This window comes from Chitinophaga sp. (assembly GCF_036569185.1).
Taxonomy (GTDB): domain Bacteria; phylum Bacteroidota; class Bacteroidia; order Chitinophagales; family Chitinophagaceae; genus Chitinophaga.
In genome coordinates, this window is sequence record NZ_DATCRD010000267.1 from 40,117 (window position 1) to 62,976 (window position 22,860).

Consider the following 22,860-nt stretch of genomic DNA (forward strand, 5'->3'; position numbering starts at 1 on the left):
GATTAAACTGTTTTCGGTGCCGGCTGCAGCTTTGCGGCAGATGCTTCATCCAGGTAAAACACACAATCAGCATGTGTCTGCAAAATACTGGCGGGAAACAAATTGCTCACAGGCTGCTCCAGGCTGTTCTTCACCGCCTGTGCCTTACGCTCGCCGGGCACGGAACAAATGATGTGTTCCGACAGCATGATCTGGTGCACCGACATACTGATGGCTTGTAACGGCACTTCTGAAACGGCACTGAACCAACCTTCATTCATCTGTTGCTGCCGGCAGGCGGTGTCGAGATTTACTACAAGATACGGTTTAGTAGTGTTAAAATCTGCCGGTGGGTCATTAAAAGCCAGGTGCCCGTTCTCTCCTATTCCAACTAAAGCAACATCAATGGGATGGGCCTGTATAAGAGTGCTGATCCGGTTGCATTCAGCTTCAGGATCGCCTTCCCCGCTGATCAGGCATACTGATTTCAGCGGCGCTACCTTGTCCAGGAAACGTTCTTTCAGGTACTTCCGGAAACTGGCCGGATGGGTGACCGGTAAGCCAATATATTCATCGAGGTGGAACATGCTTACTTTTCCCCAATCGATATCGCTGTCGATCAGTTGGCGGATCGTTTCAAACTGGCTGGTTCCGGTAGCCAGTATAATGTTGGCGCTGCCTTTTTCTGCGATGGCGGCCTTAATCAATGCTACAGCAGCATTACCGGCTGCAGTACCTAATGTTTGCGGGTCTTTGGATTGGATTACTTTCATTGCGCTTTTATTTTTCGGGAGATGATTTCTTTTTGCTCTTTACACCGGTTGTACCGCCCTGCTGCAGGGAAATATCCGTTGGCTTGTTATGTTTCCAGGCGCCATTGGTAAAGTCGGGGATATCGATGGAAGCGGAACGGTTGGCTACCGACCATTCGCTCAGCGGTCCTATGGCACTCCATGCGGCGGCATCATATACATCAATGTCTACCGGCAAGCCATTGCGTAAACAATCGATCAGGCGCCAGTCCATCAAAAAGTCCATACCACCATGGCCACCTATCTGTTTAGCCATCTCACCTAACTTTTTAATAATGGCAGGCGTGTATTTTTCTTCCAGTTGTTTAAATTCTTCAGGGCTTAACCACCCCTCGTGGCTCACCGCAATTCTTGGCTCCAGCGGGTATTTCTGGGCGGTGGCTTTTGTGCCGCTTACCAGGTGCAAACGGGAATACACCCGCGGGGAACTTACATCGTGCTGCAACATAATGGTGCGGCCCTTGCGTGTACGGATGGTGGTAGTATTCATATTACCACGGAAATGCGCATTTACGTAGGGCTTATAGAAATCGTCCGTAGCGGCCTGTTCTACTGTTTTGTTATGCAGTAAAAAATCATTGCTCTGCATAGATACCAGGTATTCCATGCTATCGCCGCGGTTCACATCCAGCACCTGGCATACAGGCCCCAGGCCATGCGTGGGATACAGGTTACCATTGCGGCGTGCATTTTGTTTAAACCGCCACATATCATAACGCTTGCTTTTGTCGAAAAGGCTGTCAAAAATATCGTGGATATAAGCGCCTTCACAATGCACCAGTTCCCCGAAGAAGCCCTGCCGGGCCATATTCAGGGTAAGCAGTTCAAAGAAATCGTAGCAGCAGTTTTCAAGCAGTACGCAATGCTTTCTTGTTTTCTCAGAAGTTTCCACCAGCTGCCAGCATTCATCAATGGTAATGGCAGCGGGAATTTCCGTAGCTACGTGCTTACCATGCAGCATGGCATATACGGCAATAGGCGTGTGCAGGTCCCATGGCGTGGCAATGTATACCAGGTCAATATCATCCCGCTCGCACAACTGCTTCCATGCATCTGCTGAACCTGTATATTCATGCGGCTGGTAACCGGAATTTTTGATCCGGTTTTTAGTAGCGGCAATCATTTCCGGCCTGATATCGCACAATGCTTTTACTTCTATGCCCTGTAAATAGGTAATGCGCTCTACGGCAGCGGAACCGCGGTTACCAAGACCAATGTAGCCTATCCTTACCGTATCAATTTTAGGTGCGGCATAACCGCTCATATTAAACTGCTGTGGGTGTTTCCTGCCGGCCTGTTTCCGGATCTGGTCAAGCGCTTTACCCTGTTTTTCCTGGGCCGCAGCATAACCGGGAATCAATGTACTGCCCCCGACTCCGACGCCTGCCAGTCCGAGCAGCTTTAAAAAATCTCTGCGTTTATTATTCATAAAGGTGTATTTTCTTCGTTACTGAAAAATGGTTTGACCTGGTTGTTTACAGCGTTTTCTTAACAGGGAAAATTCTTCCTGCTGTGCCGTTAAAGCTGCACCGCTCACCGGTCGCCCCGACATGGTAACCGGCCTTTTGAACACAATATCTTTTCCACTCAGCGCTGCGGCCAGTGAAATATCTCCCCATACCAGCAAACCAGGAACATGTATGGCCATGGTGAAATAGTCGATACCAGCGCGCTCGTCAAAGCGGTAACTCAGCGGGCTGCCCTCCAGTACCACTTCATTTACTTTGCCTCCCAGTGCAGCAAAAAACAGGGAGGCCACGCCAGCTTCCCTGGTACCGTTAAGCACAATACTGCCTTCACTATTTTTCATTTTCAAATAGTCTGTAATGACTTCCAGATCGCTTACCCACCTGCCCTGCACTGTGGCGCCCAGCCATAAGGCGGAACGCGCCAGTGTGTGGTAAGGCGGCAAGCTCCCATCTGTGGCCGTAGCCGCAGCAGAACTTTGTTCCCCGCAACCCCAGAGATCCGCCAGCACAATGCCCTTACCTGCGGTCGTTAATTCAGTGATCAGTGCAGCCGGCACACTGTCCTTTCCACCGGGATGCGTTACTACTGCATATTCTTTGTTATTGCCGCGGGGGGTCCGCAACAGCAAAGGGATCAGTGAGCCATCTGTTGTTTCCAGGGCGATACGTTCCCATCCATCCTGCGATGAGTAGTTATGCGCCTGTTTCAATACCCTGTTTTCGTTTATACGTAAGAGTTGGCGAAGCGCTTTGCGTTTTGCTCCGTCATCTATTTTTTCGTTTAGCAAAGTTTCATGGAGTATTTGTCCCTGCCGGCTGCACCAGGTTGCAGTGGTGGTTACGCTGCTGTCGCGCCTACCATTGGGAAAAGTGAGCAGCTTTGAAGGAGGCAGTAAACTGAAAGCAGGCTCCTTTTTTGGCGCACCGGTACCAACATGCTTCAACTGCAGATCCATCCAGCCTATCATGGTTTCCCTTATTTCCGGCCAGTAACCATGTACGGTATTAAACAGCTGGTAACTGAGCTTATCGCCGGCATGCAGTGCTTCATAAATGGGCGCAGCCTGCTTATAACTACGCAGCATTTCCGAAGGATAAAACGACCTGCTGGCATCATTCAACGCATTGCAGATCTTCAGTGCGCGGGGCGCTATCATGGCCAGTATCCCCGATTCCTCCGTGTAGGTAAGTCCATCCGGTACCAGTTCACACACGCAGTTGCTGTTCATGATATAAGATTCAAAAGTACCTACGCTCACCACCGGCACGGCGGCTTTAATACGCTCATCCATGGCGGAGAGCCACATGGTCTGATTACCACCGCCGCTGGCCCCGGTAGCGCCTATACGCTCTTTGTCCACTTCCGGTAAACTACACAGCAGGTCTATTCCCCGCATATTATCAGTGAGCTGCATGCCCAGCAGCGTGTTGCCGGTATTCATCAGGGAAGCGCCCAGGTTAGCGCCATGATATTCTGTTACGCCTTCTTCTGTAGTTCTTTCCCCGGCGCCCCAGGCATCAATATTCAGGCACACATAACCGTTCATTGCCAGGCTATGCGCAGTGGCCTGCACCATTTCTCCCATGCGGGCATCTTTCCAGTGGCCATGCATGTTAATCACTGCCGGGAACGGGCCTTTGCCATCGGGTACATATAAGTTGGCCGTAGCAAATACTCCCGGCCTTGTCTGGAACAGGATATTACGTATATGATATCCCGTTAGTTGTGTACGCCCTGTTTCTTTTACCTGCAGGGCTAATGTGTGGTGCTCAACAGCGCCGGTCGACTGCAGAATGGCGGCCTTCAGTTGCCGGCGCCGTTGCGCCCATTCCTGCTCTGCGGCGGGCAATACCTGCGCCTGGAACGCCGTAGCCGCCTGCCGTTCCAGCTGTTGCTGGATAATATCAGTTCTTTCCCCGGAAAAAACCTTCGGCAACGGCCCCTGCGGAGCATAGAATAGTGAGAACAACACCATGAAAAATAATACTAACGTCTTCAAGTATAATTACGTTTAATGATCAGATCAATCTACATCCCACCACAAACGGGTAGCGGCATTGTCCGGGCCGCCCAGTAACCGGATCCCCTTCTTTAACTCCTCCCCGTTATTGATCGCTTCCGAAGAAGGATAAGGCAGGCGTTTAATAAAAGTGCCGGCCGGCAAATCAGGGTTATCCGATTTCACCACGGGGTACATCACAGGGTAGCCGCTGCGGCGGTATTCAGCCCATGCTTCCAGTCCGTCGGGGTAAATAGCCAGCCATTTCTGCGTGCCCACCTGCTGGCGCTGTATATTCTGCGCTGTACCAAATTTAACCGGTATATTGGCTACGGCGGCAGAATTTTCCACATCACCCGGGGGTACCGGTACCGCGGTAGAATTTGTATAAGCGCTGATAACGGCCGCATCTTTCACGCCCCAGTTTTCCATGCTTACGGCAATACCCTTTTCATACAGGTCTTTGGCAGTGCCACCCATATTCCAGCCATTTAAAGCGCCTTCCGCCCGCAGGAAATAGGCCTCAGCGGCCATCATTACATGCTTGCGCGCTTCCAGTGCGGGTAACCAGGAAAGGTTCACCGGGTTATACGTGGCCCAGTAAGTGCCCGCATTGGAAGTTTGCGGGGCCTGGTTCAGCGGGTTGTTCAGGGATACTGCCGGCGACCCGTTGCGCACTCCCCTGAAGGTACCGCCATTTACTGCAGGCTGGTAAAAAATACCCATCCTCGGATCGTTATAGCCTTTCATATAGGATGCCATAGTGGCGCTCATACTGAACTCATTATAAGAAGCCACTCTTGCCAGCCCGTTGCCATCACCGCCGTTCAGCGATTTCAGCATCATGGCGGTATGGGAAGCTTCCGTCATTACGCCGCTAACTACAGCAGCTTCAGCCTCCTGTTTGGCACGTTCGGGCTGCACCTTTGAAATCCGCAATGCCAGCCGCAAACGCAGTGTATTGGCAAAACGGATCCACTGTTGCACATCCCCCGCATATATCAGGTCGTTGGCGCCGAAAATATTGGTGGCGCCGGTAGCTTTAAGATTTTTCACAGCATGATCCAGTCTTTTGAAGAAGTCGTCATAAATTTTATCCTGGGCATCATAAGGGATCACATCCTGGGCTTTACCTGCATCAAAATAAGCAACAGGGCCGAAATAATCTGTCAGGTGATGAAAAGCATATACCCACATGATTTCAGCCAATGCATATTCCCCCGAAGTTTCTTCTGTGTTTTCAAAAATAGTGCGCAGCTGTGGTACGGTTTGCACATAGGCAATAATGCCCGGGCGGGGCAGCCAGCCATCATTGATCACATAACGGTCGGTTTGAAAACTGTTGGTGTTCAGCGCAAAATACTGTGCATATAAATCAGCGTACAGGTTCTGTACGGTCTGATAATATCCCTGGTTAATACCTGCTGATGATTCTGCCTTTGCAAACATAAAAGGCAGCTCACTTTTACCTACTCCTGTTAGTCCGCTGGGATCCACGTTCATGGAATCGAAATTCTTTGTACAGCTGCCCATCATCACCGTCAGCGCCAGCGGAAGTATATATTTTAATTGCTTGTTCATGGCTGTGTTTTTTTGTTAACTAAAAAGATACGTTCAGGTTCAGACCGAAGCTGCGCACTGCAGGCGGCAAACCAGCCTCAATGCCCTGGTAGTTGCTGGTGCCCAGCGCGGACTCAGGGTCTATTGGTAACTTACGTTTGCCCATGCCCGGTATATCGAGCACCGACTTACCCCGGTACAGGAAAAACAGGTTACGTGCGGTTAACGAAAGCCTTGCGCGTTTCACCAGCTTCTGGTCGAAATCAAAATCATATCCAAACGACAATTCCCTCAAACGGAAATTGGTAGCACTGAAAGCAAAGAATTGTCCCCATGCATCGCGGCCTCCCTGCGATACTTTTGTCCAGAAATCTTCTGCATCAATTGCTTTGGTATTGGCGCTGCCATCTGCCAGTACACCAGGCAATACCAGTCCTCCGCCTCTGTATTGCGTAGTGTAATCTGCTACGCCATAGGAAGCCAGCAGCGCATCTGTACCGGATATAACGATACCGCCTACACGACCATCAATGAGGAACGACATGCTGAACTTTTTATACTGCAGCTGGTTGTTCCAGCCCAGGGTGAAGCGGGGATTAAAATTGCCGAGATACTGATTCTGCGCTACTACCGGTAACCCGTCTGTACCAATAAGGTACTGTCCCGTTTTCGGGTCCTTCTGCCATGCGTAACCATACATATCTCCATACTTACCGCCTACCTTTGCCTGCAACGTAGCAAAGTTGGTAGCAGGAGAAAGATTGATCTGGTCTACTCCTTCGGCCAGGTATAATACCTTGTTACTGTTCGTGGCAAAGTTCACACCGGTGTTCCAGGTAAAATCTTTCCGCTGAACGGGTGTACCGCTCAGCATAATTTCAAGCCCTTTATTCTCGATATTGCCGGCATTGATATATTGATCATCAAAACCGCTGGCCTGTGGCAATCCAACATTCAGCAGCTGGTTGATGGTATTGTTCTTGTACACCGTTGCATCCAGCCCCAGCCTGCCATCAAAGAATTTCCATTCCAGTCCTGCTTCCCACGATTTTGTTTGCTCCGGCTTCAGATTGTAAATGGATTTGGTATTGTCTCTCGATACAAAGCCGCCACCTGCTCCAACGCTGTAATAATACGCCTGCAACAGCATGTACGGGTCGGCATCATTACCCACCTGCGTATATGCGGCGCGTACCTTACCAAACGTAATCCAGGAAGGCATCTTCCATATATCAGATATTACAGCAGATAAACCTACGGAAGGATAGAAATAGCTGTATGGCCTCGGCAGGGTCGACGACCAGTCGTTCCTCGCACTTACATCCAGGTATAAGTATTGCCTGAAATCCAGCTGGGCGCTGCCGTATACCGATTGGATCTCTTTCTGCACGGTGGTATTGGTAGTAGCCGGTGCGGTGGCAAACATGAGATTAAAATGATTGGGAATACTTAGTCCATTGGCCAGCGCCTGTGAATTGTATCCTTTACTGGTGAGGATACTTCCTCCCACGTTATAGCTTACATGGAAATCACCGGATAACTTGTTGCTCCCGGTTAGCAGCACGTCCATATTCCGTTCCCAGTGGTTCACATATGCTTCCAGGTAACGGCCGCCGGGTTGCACCGGGAAAGCTACGGTGCCATTGTAATAGGAGGCGGTGATTTTATCGTCGTAACGGTCGAGGCTATACCGGCCCTGTAAACTGAGCCAGTCGGTAAGCCGGTATTTGGCCGATCCCATCAGCATGATACGGTTGCGTGATTCATCCACCATGTTGCGGTACACGTCCCAGTAAGGGTTCTGGAAGGTAGTGGAGTTGGTCCAGTAAATAGGATAAGGCTGACCGGTGGCATCTATCCCTTCAAAGTGCTTCAGCGAATCTTTGCTGAGGTCGCGGGGCATCAGGTAGGCTTCATTGGCAACGCCCTGGTCGCCCAGGCGTGGCTTGTTTTTAATATCCTGGCTGATGTAAGTCAGTTTTACATCCGTTGTTAAACGGGGCAATATTTCTGCGGCAACGCGGAGATTCAGCGTATTTCTTTCCATTCTGTTCTTCGGGATAATACCACTGATGGCATTATTGGTGTAAGATGCGTAGCCACGTAGTTTGTCGCTGCCGCCGGAAATATCGATAGAATTATTCACTGTTGTTCCCGTGTTGAAAAAGCTTCTCACATTATCAGAATAAGTTTGCGCAGGCGCACCCCAGCTGGCCGGGGCACGGTTGCCTGCCTGTCCTTTGCTGCCGCTGCCATAGGTGTTCTGGAACTTCATCAGCATATTGGGCTGATCCAGCGATATACCGCCGTTATAATTTACCGCCAGCTTACCGCTTTTACCGCTTTTGGTGGTGATGATGATAGCGCCATTGGCCGCACGGCTGCCGTATAAAGCGGCAGCTGCAGGACCTTTCAGCACGTTCACCGATTCCACATCCTGTGGGTTTATACTGGCCGCGCCATCGCTGCCGGAGTAGCCGCTGCTGATGCTTTTAGGCTGTGTGCCAATGGTGTTGGCGGAACCGCCCCCGTTTTTTTCGGTCGACATAGTATTATCAATCGGCACGCCATCTACCACGATCAGTGCATTGTTATTACCGCTGATAGAGCGGTTACCGCGCAATACCACCCTTACGGCTCCGCCGGGGCCTGAAGCCGCCGGTGTTACCACTGCGCCGGCCACTTTACCGCTCAGGGTATTCATGATATTGCCGCCGGGATCTTTCACCGTATTGATGGTGGCATTGTCCAGTTGTTGTGTGGCATAACCCAGGGAACGGGTTTTACGCTCTATACCCAAGGCGGTTACCACCACTTCATTTAAGCCCGTGGCGCTTTGTTGCAACGCCACATCAATAGTTGTTTGTGCAGATACAGGAATTTCCTGCTTGTTGTACCCTACATAAGTAAATACCAGCGTAGCGCCGGCAGCCGCGGAAATGGCATATTTTCCTTCGGCATCAGTGCTCACGCCGCGGGCTGTTCCCTTTACCCCTACGCTTACGCCGGGAAGCGGCGATCTGGAAGCAGCGTCGCGTACTACGCCCTTCAGTGATAATTGATCTTGTGCGGATAGCTGCCATGACAAGGCAATTAACATAATCAGGAAATACAGGTGTGGCTTCTGGCTCATCCAGCTTCTCATACACTTTGAATTTTTTAATGGATTCCGGTTGGTAATTGTACACCCAAAATACACCTGATGATTCCTTTCTGCAGAAAATTCACCGAGAACGTTACCGGTGGATTTATTATATTTAAGTATTCCAACCACAGACCTGTAAGAAGAATGCGCCGACACTATGCAACCATAAAAGACATCGCTCATGCGTTAAATATCTCTGTATCCACCGTTTCAAGGGCATTACGGGATACGTATGACGTAAGTGCAGATACCCGTAAACTGGTGCTGGACATGGCTATGAAGCTGAACTATAAACCAAACTTCAACGCCACCGGCCTGGTCAAGAACAGCACGCACAACCTGGCAGTGATACTGCCGGGAATCACCAATTACTATTTCTCCACCGTGTTTACCGGTATCCAGGAAATAGCATATAGTCATAATTATAATATCATTTTATATGTGACGAATGATGATGCAGACCGGGAACTCAATATTATCCGCAACCTTTCCTTCAGCAGCCTGGATGGCCTGCTGGTATCTGTTTCCTCGCAGGCAGGCTCCTGTGATCACTTTCAGGAGATCATCGACGATGGTATCCCCGTTGTGTTCTTCGACCGCGTGGCAGCGGATATCCGCACCTCCAAAGTGATGCAGGACGATTATAACGGCGCCTTTGAAGCCACCACGCACCTCATTGCCAACGGGTATAAAAAAATTGCGCATATGGCCGGCCCTGAAGGGCTCACGTTTACCAACAGCCGCCTCAATGGCTATCTTGATGCGTTGCGCAAACATGGAATGCCCATCCGCAAAAAATGGATCATCCACTCAGGGTTTACACAGGAATGCGGCGAAAACGACATGGAAAAACTATGGAAGCTGAATGATAAACCCGACGCGGTGTTTGCCGTAAACGACCGTAAGGCGGTAGGCGCCATCCTTACCTTAAAAAAGAAAAATATCGCGGTTGGGAAAGAAGTGGGCGTGATCGGTTTTACGAACGATCCTATGTCTGCTATCATCTCCCCTTCCCTTTCTACTATTGCTGAACCAGCCTTTGAAATAGGAAAGAAAAGCTGCCAGCTGCTGCTGAACCATATTAAGAAGAAAAATTTTATACCGGAAGAAGTTATCCTGCCAGGAAAACTGATTGTACGGGAAAGCAGTGTACGTTCGTAAACGTATACCCTTTCCCGTTATTTTTTTTTGGAAGATGATCAGCTTATGATTTCTTTTCGGGCATCTCTGCTTCATTACGCAGTTTTACCGGTTTCTCTGAGCGGGATCTTACCTTCAGGTTCAGCACCTCGATAAATACAGAGAAGGCCATCGCGAAATAAATATAGCCTTTGGGGATATGCTGGTCGAAGCTTTCGGCTAACAGCGAAACGCCTATCAGCAGCAGGAACGACAGCGCCAGCATTTTCACGGTAGGATGGCTGTTTACAAAACGGCTGATAGATTCTGATGCCAGCAACATCACACCCACCGCCAGCACCACAGCAATGATCATGATCTCCACATGATCTGCCATACCTACGGCCGTGATCACAGAATCCAGTGAAAACACGATATCCAGCAGGAGGATCTGTACAATTACCTGCCCGAATTTCATCCGTTTGGCATTTGTCGTAGCATGTTCGCCACCCTCCAGTTTTTCATGGATCTCTGCAGTACTTTTATAAATAAGGAATAAACCTCCCAGTAATAAGATCAGGTCGCGGCCGGAAATAGCCAGCTTCTCCAGCCACTCTGCGTTGTGCACACCTATCCATTCCCCTATGTTGAAAAGCGTTTTCGTGAGCGACATGATCCAGCTGATAGACAACAGCAGTAAAATGCGCACAAACATAGCCAGCCCAAGCCCGAGGCGACGGGCCTTCTTTTGTTGGTTTTCCGGCAGTTTCCCGGCCAGGATAGAAATAAACACGATGTTGTCGATCCCTAACACAATTTCCAGGGTAGTTAGCGTTAACAGGCTTATCAGCGAGTCAACGGTAAGCAGATGTTCCATAATTGACAGTTCTATAGGTTATGTATGTGCAAACCCGAATATACCCCCTTTTTCAATAGTGATGAAATTGAAATCACCTGCCGGCCTGTACCTGTTCGCGGTATGCGGATGGACTGATAGAATGATATCTCCTGAAAAATTTATTCAAATGACTCTGGTCATTAAATCCCAGTTCATGACTGATTTCCTTTAAAGAAAAAACACTGTACTGTAACCTGTTTTCCAGCAGCTGCAATTTGTACTGGTTCACATAATCCCGCAGCGTGCTCCCGGTTTGCTCTTTGAAAAAAGCCCCCAGGTAATGCCTGGAAAACCCGAAAAGCTCCGCCAGCTGCTCCACCTGTATATCGCCGGCCTGGTGAATATGCTCATGGATATAGTTCAGGATATGCGTTACCCTCGCGCCGTTTTTAGGGCCCTGCTCCGGCAGCTCATGCTCCGTTACCTGCCTGATCATGGTAAACAATGCCTGCACCAAAAAGAAAACAGTATCGCTGCTCTCCTTCCACTCCGCCGCTACCAACCGGATCAGCGGCTCCATGCGGTGAATATTTTCCGTGATCATTTTTTTCTGCCTGGCCTGCAGCAGCAACTGGTCCAGCTCCTGGTTCCAGCTTTGCTGCAACCGTATATTACCACTGCCGTGCAGGTATACATTGGTGAATTTGATGAAGGTAAATGTAGTAGGCTCCTTGATGTCAAAATGATGCGCATCGCAGGGCGCCAGTAAAAACAAACAGGGACCTTTATACGGGATATTCATCCCCGAAATACAATGCGTACCGCTGCCCTTATGAATGAAGATCAGCTCAAAATGATTGTGATTATGCACAGGATGTTCCCACTCACTGCTGGTAAAGTGCGATACTTTCAGGTATTCGTGTTGTATATATCTCTTCATTCTTTAAAATATACCAATGAACCCCGCAGATATACAAGTAACAGCAAACAACGGGGACTGATCTTTGTGCTGTTAAAAATACAACACAGTGATGGAACAGCATAATAATAAGAAAGTAGCCCTGGTAGCAGGCGCACAGGGCGTAATAGGACGCAACCTTATCGACTACCTGCTCACGCAAAACAACTGGGAGATCATCGGGTTATCCAGGAGAGGCGGTACAAACAGTGTAAAGGTAAAACACATTGCAGTAGACCTCCTGAGCCGGGAAAACAGTGAGCAGCAGCTCGGCGGGCTTACCACGGTAACGCATATATTTTACGCCGCCTACCAGGACCGTGGCAGCTGGGCGGAACTGGTGGCGCCCAATATGACCATGCTCCGCAATGTGGTGGAAGTAGTAGCGCCCGTTGCCGCCAACCTGCAACACATCAGTCTTATGCAGGGATATAAAGTATATGGCGCTCATCTGGGCCCATTTAAAACACCCGCGCGGGAAACAGACGCCGGCCGCTTTATGCCGCCGGAATTCAATATGGAGCAACAGCGTTTCCTGGAAGCGTATCAACAGGGTAAGCCCTGGTCCTGGTCCGCCATCAGGCCATCGGTAGTAGGCGGCTTTGCATTGGGCAACCCCATGAACCTGGCGATGGTGATTGCCGTATATGCTGCTATTTCAAAGGAGCTGGGACTACCACTCCGCTTTCCAGGGAAACCCGGCGCTTATGATAAGCTCATGGAAATGACCGATGCCGGTTTGCTGGCTAAGGCAACGGTATGGGCGGCGGAAAGCCCCGCCGGCGCCAATGAAGCCTTTAATATCAACAACGGCGACCTATTTCGCTGGTCGGATCTCTGGCCACGCATAGCGGCGTATTTCGGTATGGAAACAGACGCGCCCCTGCCTATGCAGCTGGACATTGTAATGGCAGATAAAGAACCGCTGTGGAATGCCATGATGGAAAAATACGGGCTGCAATACAGTTATGCGGAGGTATCATCGTGGAAATTCGGCGACTTTGTTTTTTCGTGGGACTATGATTTTTTTGCCGATGGCAGTAAAGCCCGCCGTGCAGGTTTCAGGGAGTTTGTAGATACGGAAACAATGTTCCTGGAAATCTTTGAAAATTTTAAGAAGATGAAAGTAATACCCTGATCATGCTTTCTCCAACGTAAAATTCACGGCGGCCGTAAGGCGCTTCATAGCAATAGCCAGCTGGTTTTCCACCGTTTTAACCGAGAGGTTTAAAATGGTGGCTACCTCTTTATAACGAAGGTCGTATTGCTTTACAAGGATGTATACCATTTTGCATTTGGGAGGAAGCTGTTCAATGGTATACTCCATTTTCCGGATCATTTCCGCAGAAATCATCAGCTGCTCGGGATCGCTTTCAAAGGCGATTTCCAGTTTATCTTCTTCCGCAAAAACTACCTTCCTGGAACTGGCCTGTTTCCTCATATAATCAATCGCTTTATTCTTCGCTACCACAAACAGGTATACCTGCGGATTTTTTATGTCCGTCAGTGATTGCCTTTTTTGCCAGCAATGCATAAAAACATCGTTCGTAATTTCTTCTGCTACCTCTTTGGTACGGGTAAGCGAAAAGGAAAAACGCAACAGTTTGATGAAGAAATGATGATAGAAAGCTTTAAAGGCCGCCTGGTCATTGTTCACCGTGATGTTCCTGAATAATTCATTGATTGTACACTGATCCATCCCTTTTTAAGCCACTGATATTGGTTGCAATAATATATAACGCAGATTACGCTAAAGTTAACAAAATAAATTATCCCGCCATTTATTTTTAGCGTTGGTATTTTTTTTACATGAAATGATAGTATCTGCACTGGTTGCTGCAAGCAAAAAATTCTTTTCACTGCTTTGGGGGTTTTTTATTTTCTTTTCGTCCTTCTGGTATAACACGGGCAAAAAATAAATGATTGAGCGTAACCGGGTAAATATATTAATGGCCAGGAAAATATCCGGAGAGGCCACCACAGAGGAATTGAAAGAGCTGGAAATGCTGTTGATGCAGTTTCCGGAACTGCAATATGCTTTTACTATTATCGGTGATATCAGTTCCGTGAACAGTGCCAACGGGTTTTCTCCGGCGGAAGAAGAACAACTGGCCAGTGAAGGCATGGATCGTATGAACCTGTTCCTGCAACAGGAACAGGAGCTTCCTCCCGCCAAACGGCTGATTCCCTGGCGGATGATCAGCAGTATTGCCGCCGGTGTTGCCATCCTTATCACCGCCTACACCCTGTGGCCGGCCATGCCGCGCAAACAGGCTTTCCGCAATGAAGTAGTTACCAAAACAGGTTCCAAAACAAGCGTGGTATTGCCGGATGGCACCAGCGTAATACTCAACGCCTGCAGCCGCCTGCAATATGATGCCACCCGCTTTTTGAATGGGGAACGGGAGGTGAGTCTTACCGGCGAAGCCTATTTCGATGTAAAACATGACCCCGCGCATCCGTTCATCATCCGGTCAGGCGAAATAAATATCCGCGTACTGGGCACTATATTCAATGTGAAAGCCTATACAGAAGACGCCACCGTGGAAACAACGTTGCTCAGCGGAAAAGTGGAGGTGGATTTCCCGGGTAACGATCATACCGGGGAGAGGAAAACCGTACAGCTGCAACCTGAACAAAAATTAATCATCGGCACAAAAGAAAATATACAAACACCTGTAAACAGAAAAACCAACTTCAGCATTACGCCGGTAAAAACAATGACCATTACCGGCAACGATTCCGCAGCAGCCAAACCGGCCACCGCCTGGGTAAACGACCGCTTCGACTTTGACAATGTAACATTTGAAGAATTGTCGCACGACCTGGAGCGCTGGTTCAACGTAACCCTGCGTTTTAAAAACGATAAATACAAACAGGAAGTATTCACAGGCGCATTCCGGAAACAAAGTATTGAAGATGTATTGCAGGCATTACAACTGATGTCGGGCTTTCATTATGAAGTGAACACGAAAGAAAATATCATTTACATATGGTAAAACATAACATCCAAACATCATCTGTGGTTGGCTAATCCACTATTTTTTTTATGGCAGACAGCAAATAAAAAAAGGGAAATGCAGCAACATTCCCCTTTCTGAAATGCTGGCTAAACAATGTAAACCGATTTCCTTACGATCTGGTAACGGCTGATTATTTAACCTAACGAAACAAATTTATGAAAAAAAGCTATTGGTGGCCTTCCCATATTCCCCAGCGGAATATGAGGAAACTATTATTGCGTATGAAACTAACCTCCGTATTGCTTTGCGCCGGGTTCCTGCAACTAAGCGCACATGGGTTTTCCCAGGAACGGATCAGTGTTAATTATCACAATATTAACATTGGTAAGCTGCTGAATGTCATAGGACAGAAAAGTGATTACACTTTCCTGTACAAAAACGCCAGCATCCCCGACAGGAAGATCTCCATCTCCATGAAAGACGCTCCCGTAGCAGAGGTGCTTGACAAAGCGCTGGCCGGCACCTCGCTGGGATATAAGATCATGAAAGATAACCTGGTAGTGATCCTGGAAGCAGGCGAAACCGTACAGGATGTTCACATAAAAGGAAGGGTGACCGATGAAGCAGGCAACCCGCTGATAGGCGTTACAGTGCTCGTAAAAGGTACCACACAGGGCGCTAAAACAGATAACGATGGCCGCTTTACCCTGGCAGTGCCCGAAACCGCCACCATCGAGTTCTCCTATGTGGGCTATGAAGCCCAGCAGATGAAGGCACGCGAAGGCGCTGTTTTTAACATCGCCCTGAAAGCCAATTCCAGCGGCCTGAATGAAGTGGTGGTAGTAGGTTACGGCAAACAGAAAAGAGCTAACCTGAGCGGCGCCGTAGACGCTATTTCCGGTAAAGAACTGGAAAGCCGCCCCATTGCCAACATCGGTAACGGCCTGCAGGGATTATTGCCAAACCTGAATATCACCAACAATAATGGCCGCGTATCTTCCGCACCCAAATTCAACCTGCGCGGTATAACCTCCATCAACGGTGGCGACCCATTCATCCTGGTAGATAATATCCCCTTTACCAGCGACGAAGTATCCCGCCTCAACCCAGCCGATGTGGAAAGCGTAACCACCCTGAAAGACGCCGCTGCCGCCGCTATTTATGGCGCACGCGCCGCCTTCGGCGTTGTGCTTATCACCACCAAATCAGGCAAAGACGGCCGCCTCCTCATGACTGCCAACGCCAACTATGCCGTGCGCACATTAGGACTGGTACCCAAAATCATTACAGACCCGCTTACCACCATGCAGTACAAACATGATGCGGCAACTCCCCTGTATGATCTGTACCCCGCCGCCGACAGGGCCTATGCAGAAAAACTGGCCCAGGATCCCTCTTTGCCAAAAGTGATCGTAAGCCCTACGGATAAAACAAAATACGCCTATTACGGATCCACCGACTGGCTCCATGAAGTGTACCAGAAAACAGCGCCCGCCTATAATGCCAATTTCAGCATCTCCCGCGGCGATGAAAAACTGAACTACTACTTCTCCGGGGATTATTACAAACAGGATGGTATGCTCCGCTATAACCCGGACCAGTACACACGCTACAACATGCGTGCAAAGGCCACCTATACCATCAACGACCGCGTGAAAATTGGTAGCAACACCATGTACACCAATACCACTTATTCACAGCCGGCCAGTACCACCGATTATTTATTCTTTCATAATGCCAACCGCACCCCTTCTTTATCGGTACCCCGCAACCCGGACGGGACCTGGACTTCAGACGGTGCAGCATTACTCGGCAACCTGCAAAGCGGTGGCCGCTCGGCAGATACCTGGAGCGAATTCATGACCACGCTCAACGCCGAAGTAAACCTCGTTAAAAATGTATGGACCTTAAAGGGAGATGCCACCTTCCGCCGTGGAAATGATGTAGGCAACGCTTATACCGTACCCGTTCCCTACAGCACCGGGCCGGATCAGCCTACCCAGTATACCAACGGCAACCAGTCGTCTGCCACCAACAATACCTATGAGGTGAAGTATAATGTATATAACGTTTATACCGACTTCCATAAAACATTCAATAAAAAACACGCAGTAGGCGCACTCGCCGGGTTCAACCAGGAATATCATTACACCAATATGTTCAATGTAAGCCGGCAGGGGCTCATCAGCACACAATACCCCACACCACAGCTGGCTACCGGCAATATCACGGAAAAGCAAACCATTGAAGACTGGGCAGTAAGAGGCATCTTCTATCGCCTGAATTATACCTTCGATGATAAATACATCGTGGAAGTTAACGGCCGTAACGACGGCTCCTCACGCTTCCGCGCCGATAACCGCTGGGGCTTCTTCCCCTCTGCCTCCGCAGCATGGGTGATCTCCAAAGAAAAATTCTTCAGCAGCGTCAGAGGCGTGGACCTGCTGAAACTCCGCGGCTCCTACGGTTCCCTGGGCGATCAGCAATGGAAAGCCTATGGCTACATGCCCCTCATGACCGCCGGTAACATCAGCTCTGTGCTGAACGGGCAACTGCCCATCGGCGTATTCGCACCTACACCCGTGACTTCCACCTATACCTGGCAATCGGTGAAAACCGTGAACGGCGGTATCGACTTCAGCATGCTCAAAGAAAGATTATTCTTCAGCTACGACCGCTACACCCGCTACACCAACGGCATGTTCGCCAAAAGCCAGGAACTGCCCAGCGTATACGGCGCCCCATCACCAAGAACCAATTCTGCCGACCTGAAAACACGCGGCTGGGAAATGACCCTCTACTGGCGCGATCAGTTTAAGATCGGTAACAACGATTTCGGATATGGCGTGAAATTATTGGTGGCCGACAGCCGCTCCTTTATTACCCGCTACACCAATCCCACCGGTACCCTCGCCAACTACGATGCCGGTTCGCTGGAAAACCGCAACTACTACAACGGACAGGAAATAGGTGATATCTGGGGCCTCGTAACAGAAGGATTTTTCCAGAATGAAGATGAACTGAAATCACATGCCAACCAATCTAAAGTAGGTTCCGACGATCAGCAATACCAGTTCTATGTAGGCGATCTGAAATTTAAAGATCTCAACGGCGATGGTTCCGTGGACTATGGCGATAACACCGTCAGCAATCCCGGCGACCGGAAGATCATCGGTAACAATTCGCCGCGCTTCCCTTACAGCATCGACCTCACCGCCTCCTACAAAGGATTTGATTTCCGCGCGCTGATCCAGGGCATCGGGAAAAGAGACTGGTACCCCAATCCAGGCAACCACTACTTCTGGGGCGTATATGCGCAACCGTGGACAAACGTACAGGTGCATAACCTCGACCGCTGGACGCCGGAAACACCCAACGGCTATTTTCCCCGCCTGAAATCATACATCGCGGAAGATGCCAGCGAACTGGGCGCGCCACAAACAAGATACCTGCAGAACGCCGCATATACCCGCCTGAAAAACGTTTCCATCGGGTATACCCTTCCTAAGTCCATCACAGAGAAGTATAAGATAAACCGTTTCCGCATTTACTTCAGCGCAGAAAACATCTTTACCATCTCCCACCTGAAAGCGAATATCGATCCGGAAGGACTGGACGGTTCTGTGTATCCATACCAGAAAACATACTCGTTCGGTTTAAACCTGAACTTTTAATTTATTCAAACTACGGAACATGAAAAAGAAAAGGCTTTATTTATCACTCATCATACTGGGCTGTGCAGCGGCATCCTGTAAAAAGGATTTCCTGCAACGCAACCCGCAAACAGAAATATCCCCTGACGCTTACTTCAATTCGCCACAGGACCTGAACACTTATATCAACGGCCTGTATGATGATAATCTTTCAGCGCCCTACGACGATAACAATTCCGACAACGTTTCCGGTAACACCGGCAGCGAAATGGATAAACTGGTGCACAACACCCTGGATCCTACAACCGTTGGTGGATGGGACGACTGGAACGTATTGCGCAACATTAACTTCCTGCTCGATAACGCCGGCAAAGCAAAAGGCGACGTCGCCGATATTAACCACTACATCGGCATTGCCCGTTATTTCCGTGCAAGATTTTATTTTGAGAAGATAGCTACTTATTCCGATGTACCCTGGTACGGTCACGCGTTAACAGACGTAGATCCAGACCTCTACAAAGGCCGTGATCCGCGGGCTGCAGTGGCCGATTCTGTGCTTGCCGACCTGCAGTTTGCTGTGAATAATATTAAGGTAGATGATAAAGACAACGGCACCCGCGTAAATAAATACGCTGCCCTGGCCCTGCTGTCACGCTTTTGCCTCTTTGAAGGAACATTCAGAAAATACCACGATGAAGTAAAGCTCGCCGCCACCGCAGATGCTTTCCTGCAAAAAGCCGTAGCAGCCGCACAGGAAGTAATGAACAGCGGCCGCTATGTTATCTATAACACCGGGAAAAGCGGAGAAGATTACCGCGCTTTGTTTTGCAGTCTTTCATTAAATGGCAACAAGGAAATCATCCAGTGGAGAGACTATCCACAAAGTCTTGGTAAAGGCAACAACACTCATACTGTGCTCGGCTGGACCTGGTCGCTCAGCCAGAGCCTTGTATACAATTACCTGATGAAAGACGGCACACCGTTCACTTCACAACCCGGTTATGATAAAATTGGCTTCACTGCTACTTTTAAAAACCGTGATCCACGTTTAGCCGAAACCGTAGCTTATCCCGGTTTCTCTACCACCCAGGATAATAACCTCTATATCGCAAAGCCTAACCTCGGCGCTTACGACCAGCTGAAGTTCTATCCCCGTGATCCCAAACAACGCCAGGGATGGGGCCTCAATTACACCGCCCTGCCTGTATACCGCTATGCGGAAATACTGCTCACCTTCGCGGAAGCCAAAGCAGAACTGGGAACGCTCACACAGGGCGACCTGGATATCTCCGTTAATTTGCTCCGCCGCAGGGTACAGATGCCGGATCTCAACCTGGCTAATGCCAATGGAAATGTAGATCCCGTGCTGAATGCAGCTTACACGGTAAACGGCGCCAATAAAGGCGTACTGCTGGAAATACGCCGCGAAAGAAGAGTGGAGCTGGCTTGTGAAGGATTACGTCTCAAAGATGTTAACCGCTGGAGAGCAGGCGCCCGTTTGCAGGATGCGCCACAGGGCATGTATGTTCCGGCGCTGGGTGGCATTGATATGACGGGAGATAATGTTGCCGATATCGCCATTCTGCCCAATCCTACAGACACCTCTTCCATTGCCGGGCTGCCCGCCGATGTGAGAGCAAAGTTGTCGCGTTTCTATCTTATCGATAAAACCGGGGAGAATAATTTCTATCTCGAAAACGGCGCCAACGGTCATATTAAATTCACTGCCGACCGCGCCGGCCGCACTTTTAAAGATCCGCAATACTACTATCGTCCTATTCCAAAACAACAAACGGTGTTGAACGATAAACTTCGCCAGATATTCGGCTGGTAAAACCGGGTAATAGTGATGAACAGGATTACCATGACCCTGTTTTTGCAGCGCATCCTGCAAAACAGGAATCATGGTAATCTCATTTATACCGCAATCATGCTTATCAAATAAATCCATTCATGAAGAAATTATGCTTCACCCTTCTTGTTGCCTGTAGCCTGCAAACAGCAATGGCACAGGGTTTCACAGGACGGGTTTTTACAGATACGAATGCCGATGGGCAGTTCAATAATCAGGAAAAAGGGCTTGCCGGCGTACGCGTATCCGACGGCCTGCACGTAACCATCACCGATGCCAATGGTAACTACCGGCTCCCCGGCCATGCCAGAACAAAGTTTATATTTATGACCACCCCGGCAGGATACCGGTATACCCGGTCATTTTATATTCATGCCGACAGCACATTACCTGCTTATAACTTCGGCGTTCAGCCGGTAGCTAAAGCCAGTAGCACCGCTGCAAAATTTGTACGGCTGGCTGATACGGAAACCTACCAGTTCAACAACTGGATCACCGATGCCAAAGAATACGCCCGCAACGAAAACGCCGACTTCATGATTCATACCGGCGACATCTGCTATGAAAAAGGAATGGCCTTCCACGCACAATACATCAATACCCGTACCATGGGCCTGCCCGTGTATTACTGTATCGGCAACCACGACCTGGTAAAAGGCCCCTACGGTGAAGCGTTGTATGAATCGCTGTTTGGCCCGGTGTTCTATTCCTTTGACGCCGGCCCCGCACACTTTATTGTAACGCCTATGCGCTACGGCGATTACCAGCCGTCTTACACCATAGACGATGTAGTGCAATGGCTGAAAAATGATTTGGCCAACACCTCTCCTGAAAAGCCTGTGATCGTGTTCAACCACGACCTGCTTACCTACGATACGCTCTTTACCATCCGTTCAAAAAACGATAGCCTTAACCTCAATGAGCATCACCTCAAAGCCTGGATCTATGGCCACTGGCATATCAACTTTGCCCGCACACATGGCAACAGCGGCATCCGCTCCATCTGCGCAGCTCCGCCACCAGATGGCGGTATCGATAATTCCGCTTCTAATTTTGATGTGATAGGTGTAGATAAAAACGGTATTTCGTTTGTACAACGGCGTTATACCTATGTGCACGATCAACTGGTATCCGTTTCCCCCACTGCTTCAGGCGTTGCGTTCGATGGAGACAAAATGGTGATCAGTGTAAATACTTATCATACCGCCTCAACGGTAAACAAAGTGCTGTTCAGCTTATTCAATAAAAAAGGAAACCTCGTTAAGCAGCTGCCACTGCAACCTCGCAGCGACTGGAACTGGTATGCCACCACTGCCATCCCCGCGGCATGGATAAACGGCGTATATACGGCCACGTTAGAAGCCACATTAGGTACCGGCAGAGTGCTTTTCCGCAGGGATACATTCACACTGACAAAAAATACGCCCGTAAAAATCAACAAGCCATCCGCCGACTGGCCTGAAGTGCTGCAGAACATACAGCGCACCGGCACTACCGGCATTACCACCGCAGGATCGTTGCATTTACGATGGACCGCCAACCTGGGAGGCAATATCTGGAAATCATCTCCCATATGCGCAGCCGGCAAAGTATTTATTGGCACCATCGACGATGAAGGCAATCACCATAGCAGCATCACTGCGCTGGATGCACAAACCGGCAAACAACTATGGCAATTCCCCACCGGTAATTCTGTTAAACACAGCATCAGCTACCACAATGGCCTGTTGCTGGCTACCGATGCAGAAGGCGTTACCTACGCCCTCGATGCCGCCACCGGGCGGTTGTGCTGGCAACATACCGGCGATCATAAAAACCTGCCAGCCTATAATTCAGGTGGCGCCATTTATGACAACACTTACTACACCGGCGCAGGTAACTACCTCCAGGCCCTGGATATTAATACCGGCCAGGTAAAATGGACCAACCACGACTGGACCGGCGGTGAGGGCACACCCGCTGCCATGGCTATTCACAACGGCCGGCTGATCACTTCTTCCAACTGGAACCACCTGTTTGCCCACAACGCCGCCACCGGGAAACTGCTGTGGAAACGCGCCGATGAAGGCATCCGCTTCCGCAGCGGCACTCCCGCTTTCTTCGATAACCTGCTGTATGTGCACGGTATCAATAAACTCCACATCCTGGACCCCGCAACCGGCAAAACAACAGACAGCATCCCGGTTACAGAAGAGCTCAAAACCATGACGGCGCCACTGGTAACAGGCAACTACATCATCATATGCACTGCTGCCGGCGGAATGATTGCCTTCGATAAAAAAAACAAAAAAGAACAATGGCGCTTTGTTCCCGGCGAAGCCCTGTTTTATTCGGCGCCATATTCCTCCCCTTCTTCCGCCACTATCGAATCTACCCCTTTACTGGCCGGCAACCGCCTTATTGCCGCCGCGTTAGACGGATATGTATATGTAATAGATCTTAACACGGGGAAAATGATCAACCGCTTTAACACGGGCGCTCCGGTATTTGCCGATATGGCGGTGTATAACGG

The 22,860-nt window shown here is 49.5% G+C and carries 14 protein-coding genes; 6 read left to right on the plus strand and 8 right to left on the minus strand.

What is annotated here, in order from left to right:
• Window positions 1-2: 2 nt before the first annotated feature.
• From VIM72_RS20655 to VIM72_RS20675, 5 genes are read right to left on the minus strand one after another with little or no spacing between them, the layout of a single operon-like run.
• On the minus strand, window positions 3-752 hold the full coding sequence (locus tag VIM72_RS20655) for a glucosamine-6-phosphate deaminase (RefSeq protein ID WP_332004722.1): 750 nt from the start codon (window positions 750-752) through the stop codon (window positions 3-5).
• 7 nt (window positions 753-759) lie between these two features.
• On the minus strand, window positions 760-2,220 hold the full coding sequence (locus VIM72_RS20660) for a Gfo/Idh/MocA family protein (protein ID WP_332004723.1): 1,461 nt from the start codon (window positions 2,218-2,220) through the stop codon (window positions 760-762).
• 18 nt (window positions 2,221-2,238) lie between these two features.
• Window positions 2,239-4,260, minus strand: a complete 2,022-nt coding sequence (locus VIM72_RS20665; RefSeq protein ID WP_332004724.1) for an alpha/beta hydrolase family protein — start codon at window positions 4,258-4,260, stop codon at window positions 2,239-2,241.
• A 24-nt stretch (window positions 4,261-4,284) separates the two neighbouring features.
• Window positions 4,285-5,841, minus strand: a complete 1,557-nt coding sequence (locus tag VIM72_RS20670; protein ID WP_332004725.1) for a SusD/RagB family nutrient-binding outer membrane lipoprotein — start codon at window positions 5,839-5,841, stop codon at window positions 4,285-4,287.
• Window positions 5,842-5,860: 19 nt separating this feature from the next.
• Window positions 5,861-8,965 carry a SusC/RagA family TonB-linked outer membrane protein gene (locus tag VIM72_RS20675; protein ID WP_332004726.1) on the minus strand — a complete coding sequence of 1,035 codons (3,105 nt, stop codon included), beginning with the start codon at window positions 8,963-8,965 and terminating at the stop codon, window positions 5,861-5,863.
• 144 nt (window positions 8,966-9,109) lie between these two features.
• Between VIM72_RS20675 and VIM72_RS20680 the strand changes: the two genes are divergently transcribed.
• Window positions 9,110-10,126: a LacI family DNA-binding transcriptional regulator gene (locus VIM72_RS20680; RefSeq protein ID WP_332004727.1), complete on the plus strand. Its 1,017-nt coding sequence runs from the start codon at window positions 9,110-9,112 to the stop codon at window positions 10,124-10,126.
• A gap of 43 nt (window positions 10,127-10,169) precedes the next feature.
• On the opposite strand, the gene VIM72_RS20685 is transcribed toward VIM72_RS20680, so the two are convergent.
• Together VIM72_RS20685 and VIM72_RS20690 are read right to left on the minus strand one after the other, a co-directional pair.
• A complete protein-coding gene (locus tag VIM72_RS20685) occupies window positions 10,170-10,961 on the minus strand; it encodes a TerC family protein (RefSeq protein WP_332004728.1) in 792 nt (263 codons plus the stop codon).
• A 73-nt stretch (window positions 10,962-11,034) separates the two neighbouring features.
• Entirely contained in the window at window positions 11,035-11,862 is an 828-nt protein-coding gene (locus VIM72_RS20690; protein ID WP_332004729.1) for an AraC family transcriptional regulator, read from the minus strand.
• A gap of 91 nt (window positions 11,863-11,953) precedes the next feature.
• Here VIM72_RS20690 and VIM72_RS20695 point away from each other — a divergent pair, with 91 nt between their 5' ends.
• On the plus strand, window positions 11,954-13,018 hold the full coding sequence (locus VIM72_RS20695; RefSeq protein WP_332004730.1) for an SDR family oxidoreductase: 1,065 nt from the start codon (window positions 11,954-11,956) through the stop codon (window positions 13,016-13,018).
• Here VIM72_RS20695 and VIM72_RS20700 read toward each other — a convergent pair whose 3' ends face one another.
• Window positions 13,019-13,579, minus strand: a complete 561-nt coding sequence (locus VIM72_RS20700) for an RNA polymerase sigma-70 factor (protein WP_332004731.1) — start codon at window positions 13,577-13,579, stop codon at window positions 13,019-13,021.
• 250 nt (window positions 13,580-13,829) lie between these two features.
• Here VIM72_RS20700 and VIM72_RS20705 point away from each other — a divergent pair, with 250 nt between their 5' ends.
• From VIM72_RS20705 to VIM72_RS20720, 4 genes are all read left to right on the plus strand, one after another.
• The gene (locus VIM72_RS20705; RefSeq protein ID WP_332004732.1) at window positions 13,830-14,879 is read left to right on the plus strand and encodes a FecR family protein; all 1,050 of its coding nucleotides are present in this window, start codon (window positions 13,830-13,832) and stop codon (window positions 14,877-14,879) included.
• 179 nt (window positions 14,880-15,058) lie between these two features.
• A complete protein-coding gene (locus tag VIM72_RS20710; RefSeq protein WP_332004733.1) occupies window positions 15,059-18,517 on the plus strand; it encodes a SusC/RagA family TonB-linked outer membrane protein in 3,459 nt (1,152 codons plus the stop codon).
• A gap of 19 nt (window positions 18,518-18,536) precedes the next feature.
• Window positions 18,537-20,330, plus strand: coding sequence for a RagB/SusD family nutrient uptake outer membrane protein (locus VIM72_RS20715; RefSeq protein ID WP_332004734.1), 1,794 nt, complete (start codon window positions 18,537-18,539; stop codon window positions 20,328-20,330).
• A 119-nt stretch (window positions 20,331-20,449) separates the two neighbouring features.
• Window positions 20,450-22,860, plus strand: a 2,411-nt coding sequence (locus VIM72_RS20720; protein WP_332004735.1) for a PQQ-binding-like beta-propeller repeat protein, incomplete at its 3' end; no start/stop codon positions are given.

What these genes read in the sequence shown, in the direction of transcription:
- VIM72_RS20655 (WP_332004722.1), bottom strand. Translation starts at nt 752, where the DNA reads ATGAAAGTAATCCAATCCAAAGACCCGCAAACATTAGGTACTGCAGCC.
- VIM72_RS20660 (WP_332004723.1), bottom strand. Translation starts at nt 2,220, where the DNA reads ATGAATAATAAACGCAGAGATTTTTTAAAGCTGCTCGGACTGGCAGGC.
- VIM72_RS20670 (WP_332004725.1), bottom strand. Translation starts at nt 5,841, where the DNA reads ATGAACAAGCAATTAAAATATATACTTCCGCTGGCGCTGACGGTGATG.
- VIM72_RS20675 (WP_332004726.1), bottom strand. Translation starts at nt 8,965, where the DNA reads ATGAGAAGCTGGATGAGCCAGAAGCCACACCTGTATTTCCTGATTATG.
- VIM72_RS20680 (WP_332004727.1), top strand. Translation starts at nt 9,110, where the DNA reads ATGCGCCGACACTATGCAACCATAAAAGACATCGCTCATGCGTTAAAT.
- VIM72_RS20685 (WP_332004728.1), bottom strand. Translation starts at nt 10,961, where the DNA reads ATGGAACATCTGCTTACCGTTGACTCGCTGATAAGCCTGTTAACGCTA.
- VIM72_RS20690 (WP_332004729.1), bottom strand. Translation starts at nt 11,862, where the DNA reads ATGAAGAGATATATACAACACGAATACCTGAAAGTATCGCACTTTACC.
- VIM72_RS20695 (WP_332004730.1), top strand. Translation starts at nt 11,954, where the DNA reads ATGGAACAGCATAATAATAAGAAAGTAGCCCTGGTAGCAGGCGCACAG.
- VIM72_RS20700 (WP_332004731.1), bottom strand. Translation starts at nt 13,579, where the DNA reads ATGGATCAGTGTACAATCAATGAATTATTCAGGAACATCACGGTGAAC.
- VIM72_RS20705 (WP_332004732.1), top strand. Translation starts at nt 13,830, where the DNA reads ATGGCCAGGAAAATATCCGGAGAGGCCACCACAGAGGAATTGAAAGAG.
- VIM72_RS20710 (WP_332004733.1), top strand. Translation starts at nt 15,059, where the DNA reads ATGAAAAAAAGCTATTGGTGGCCTTCCCATATTCCCCAGCGGAATATG.
- VIM72_RS20715 (WP_332004734.1), top strand. Translation starts at nt 18,537, where the DNA reads ATGAAAAAGAAAAGGCTTTATTTATCACTCATCATACTGGGCTGTGCA.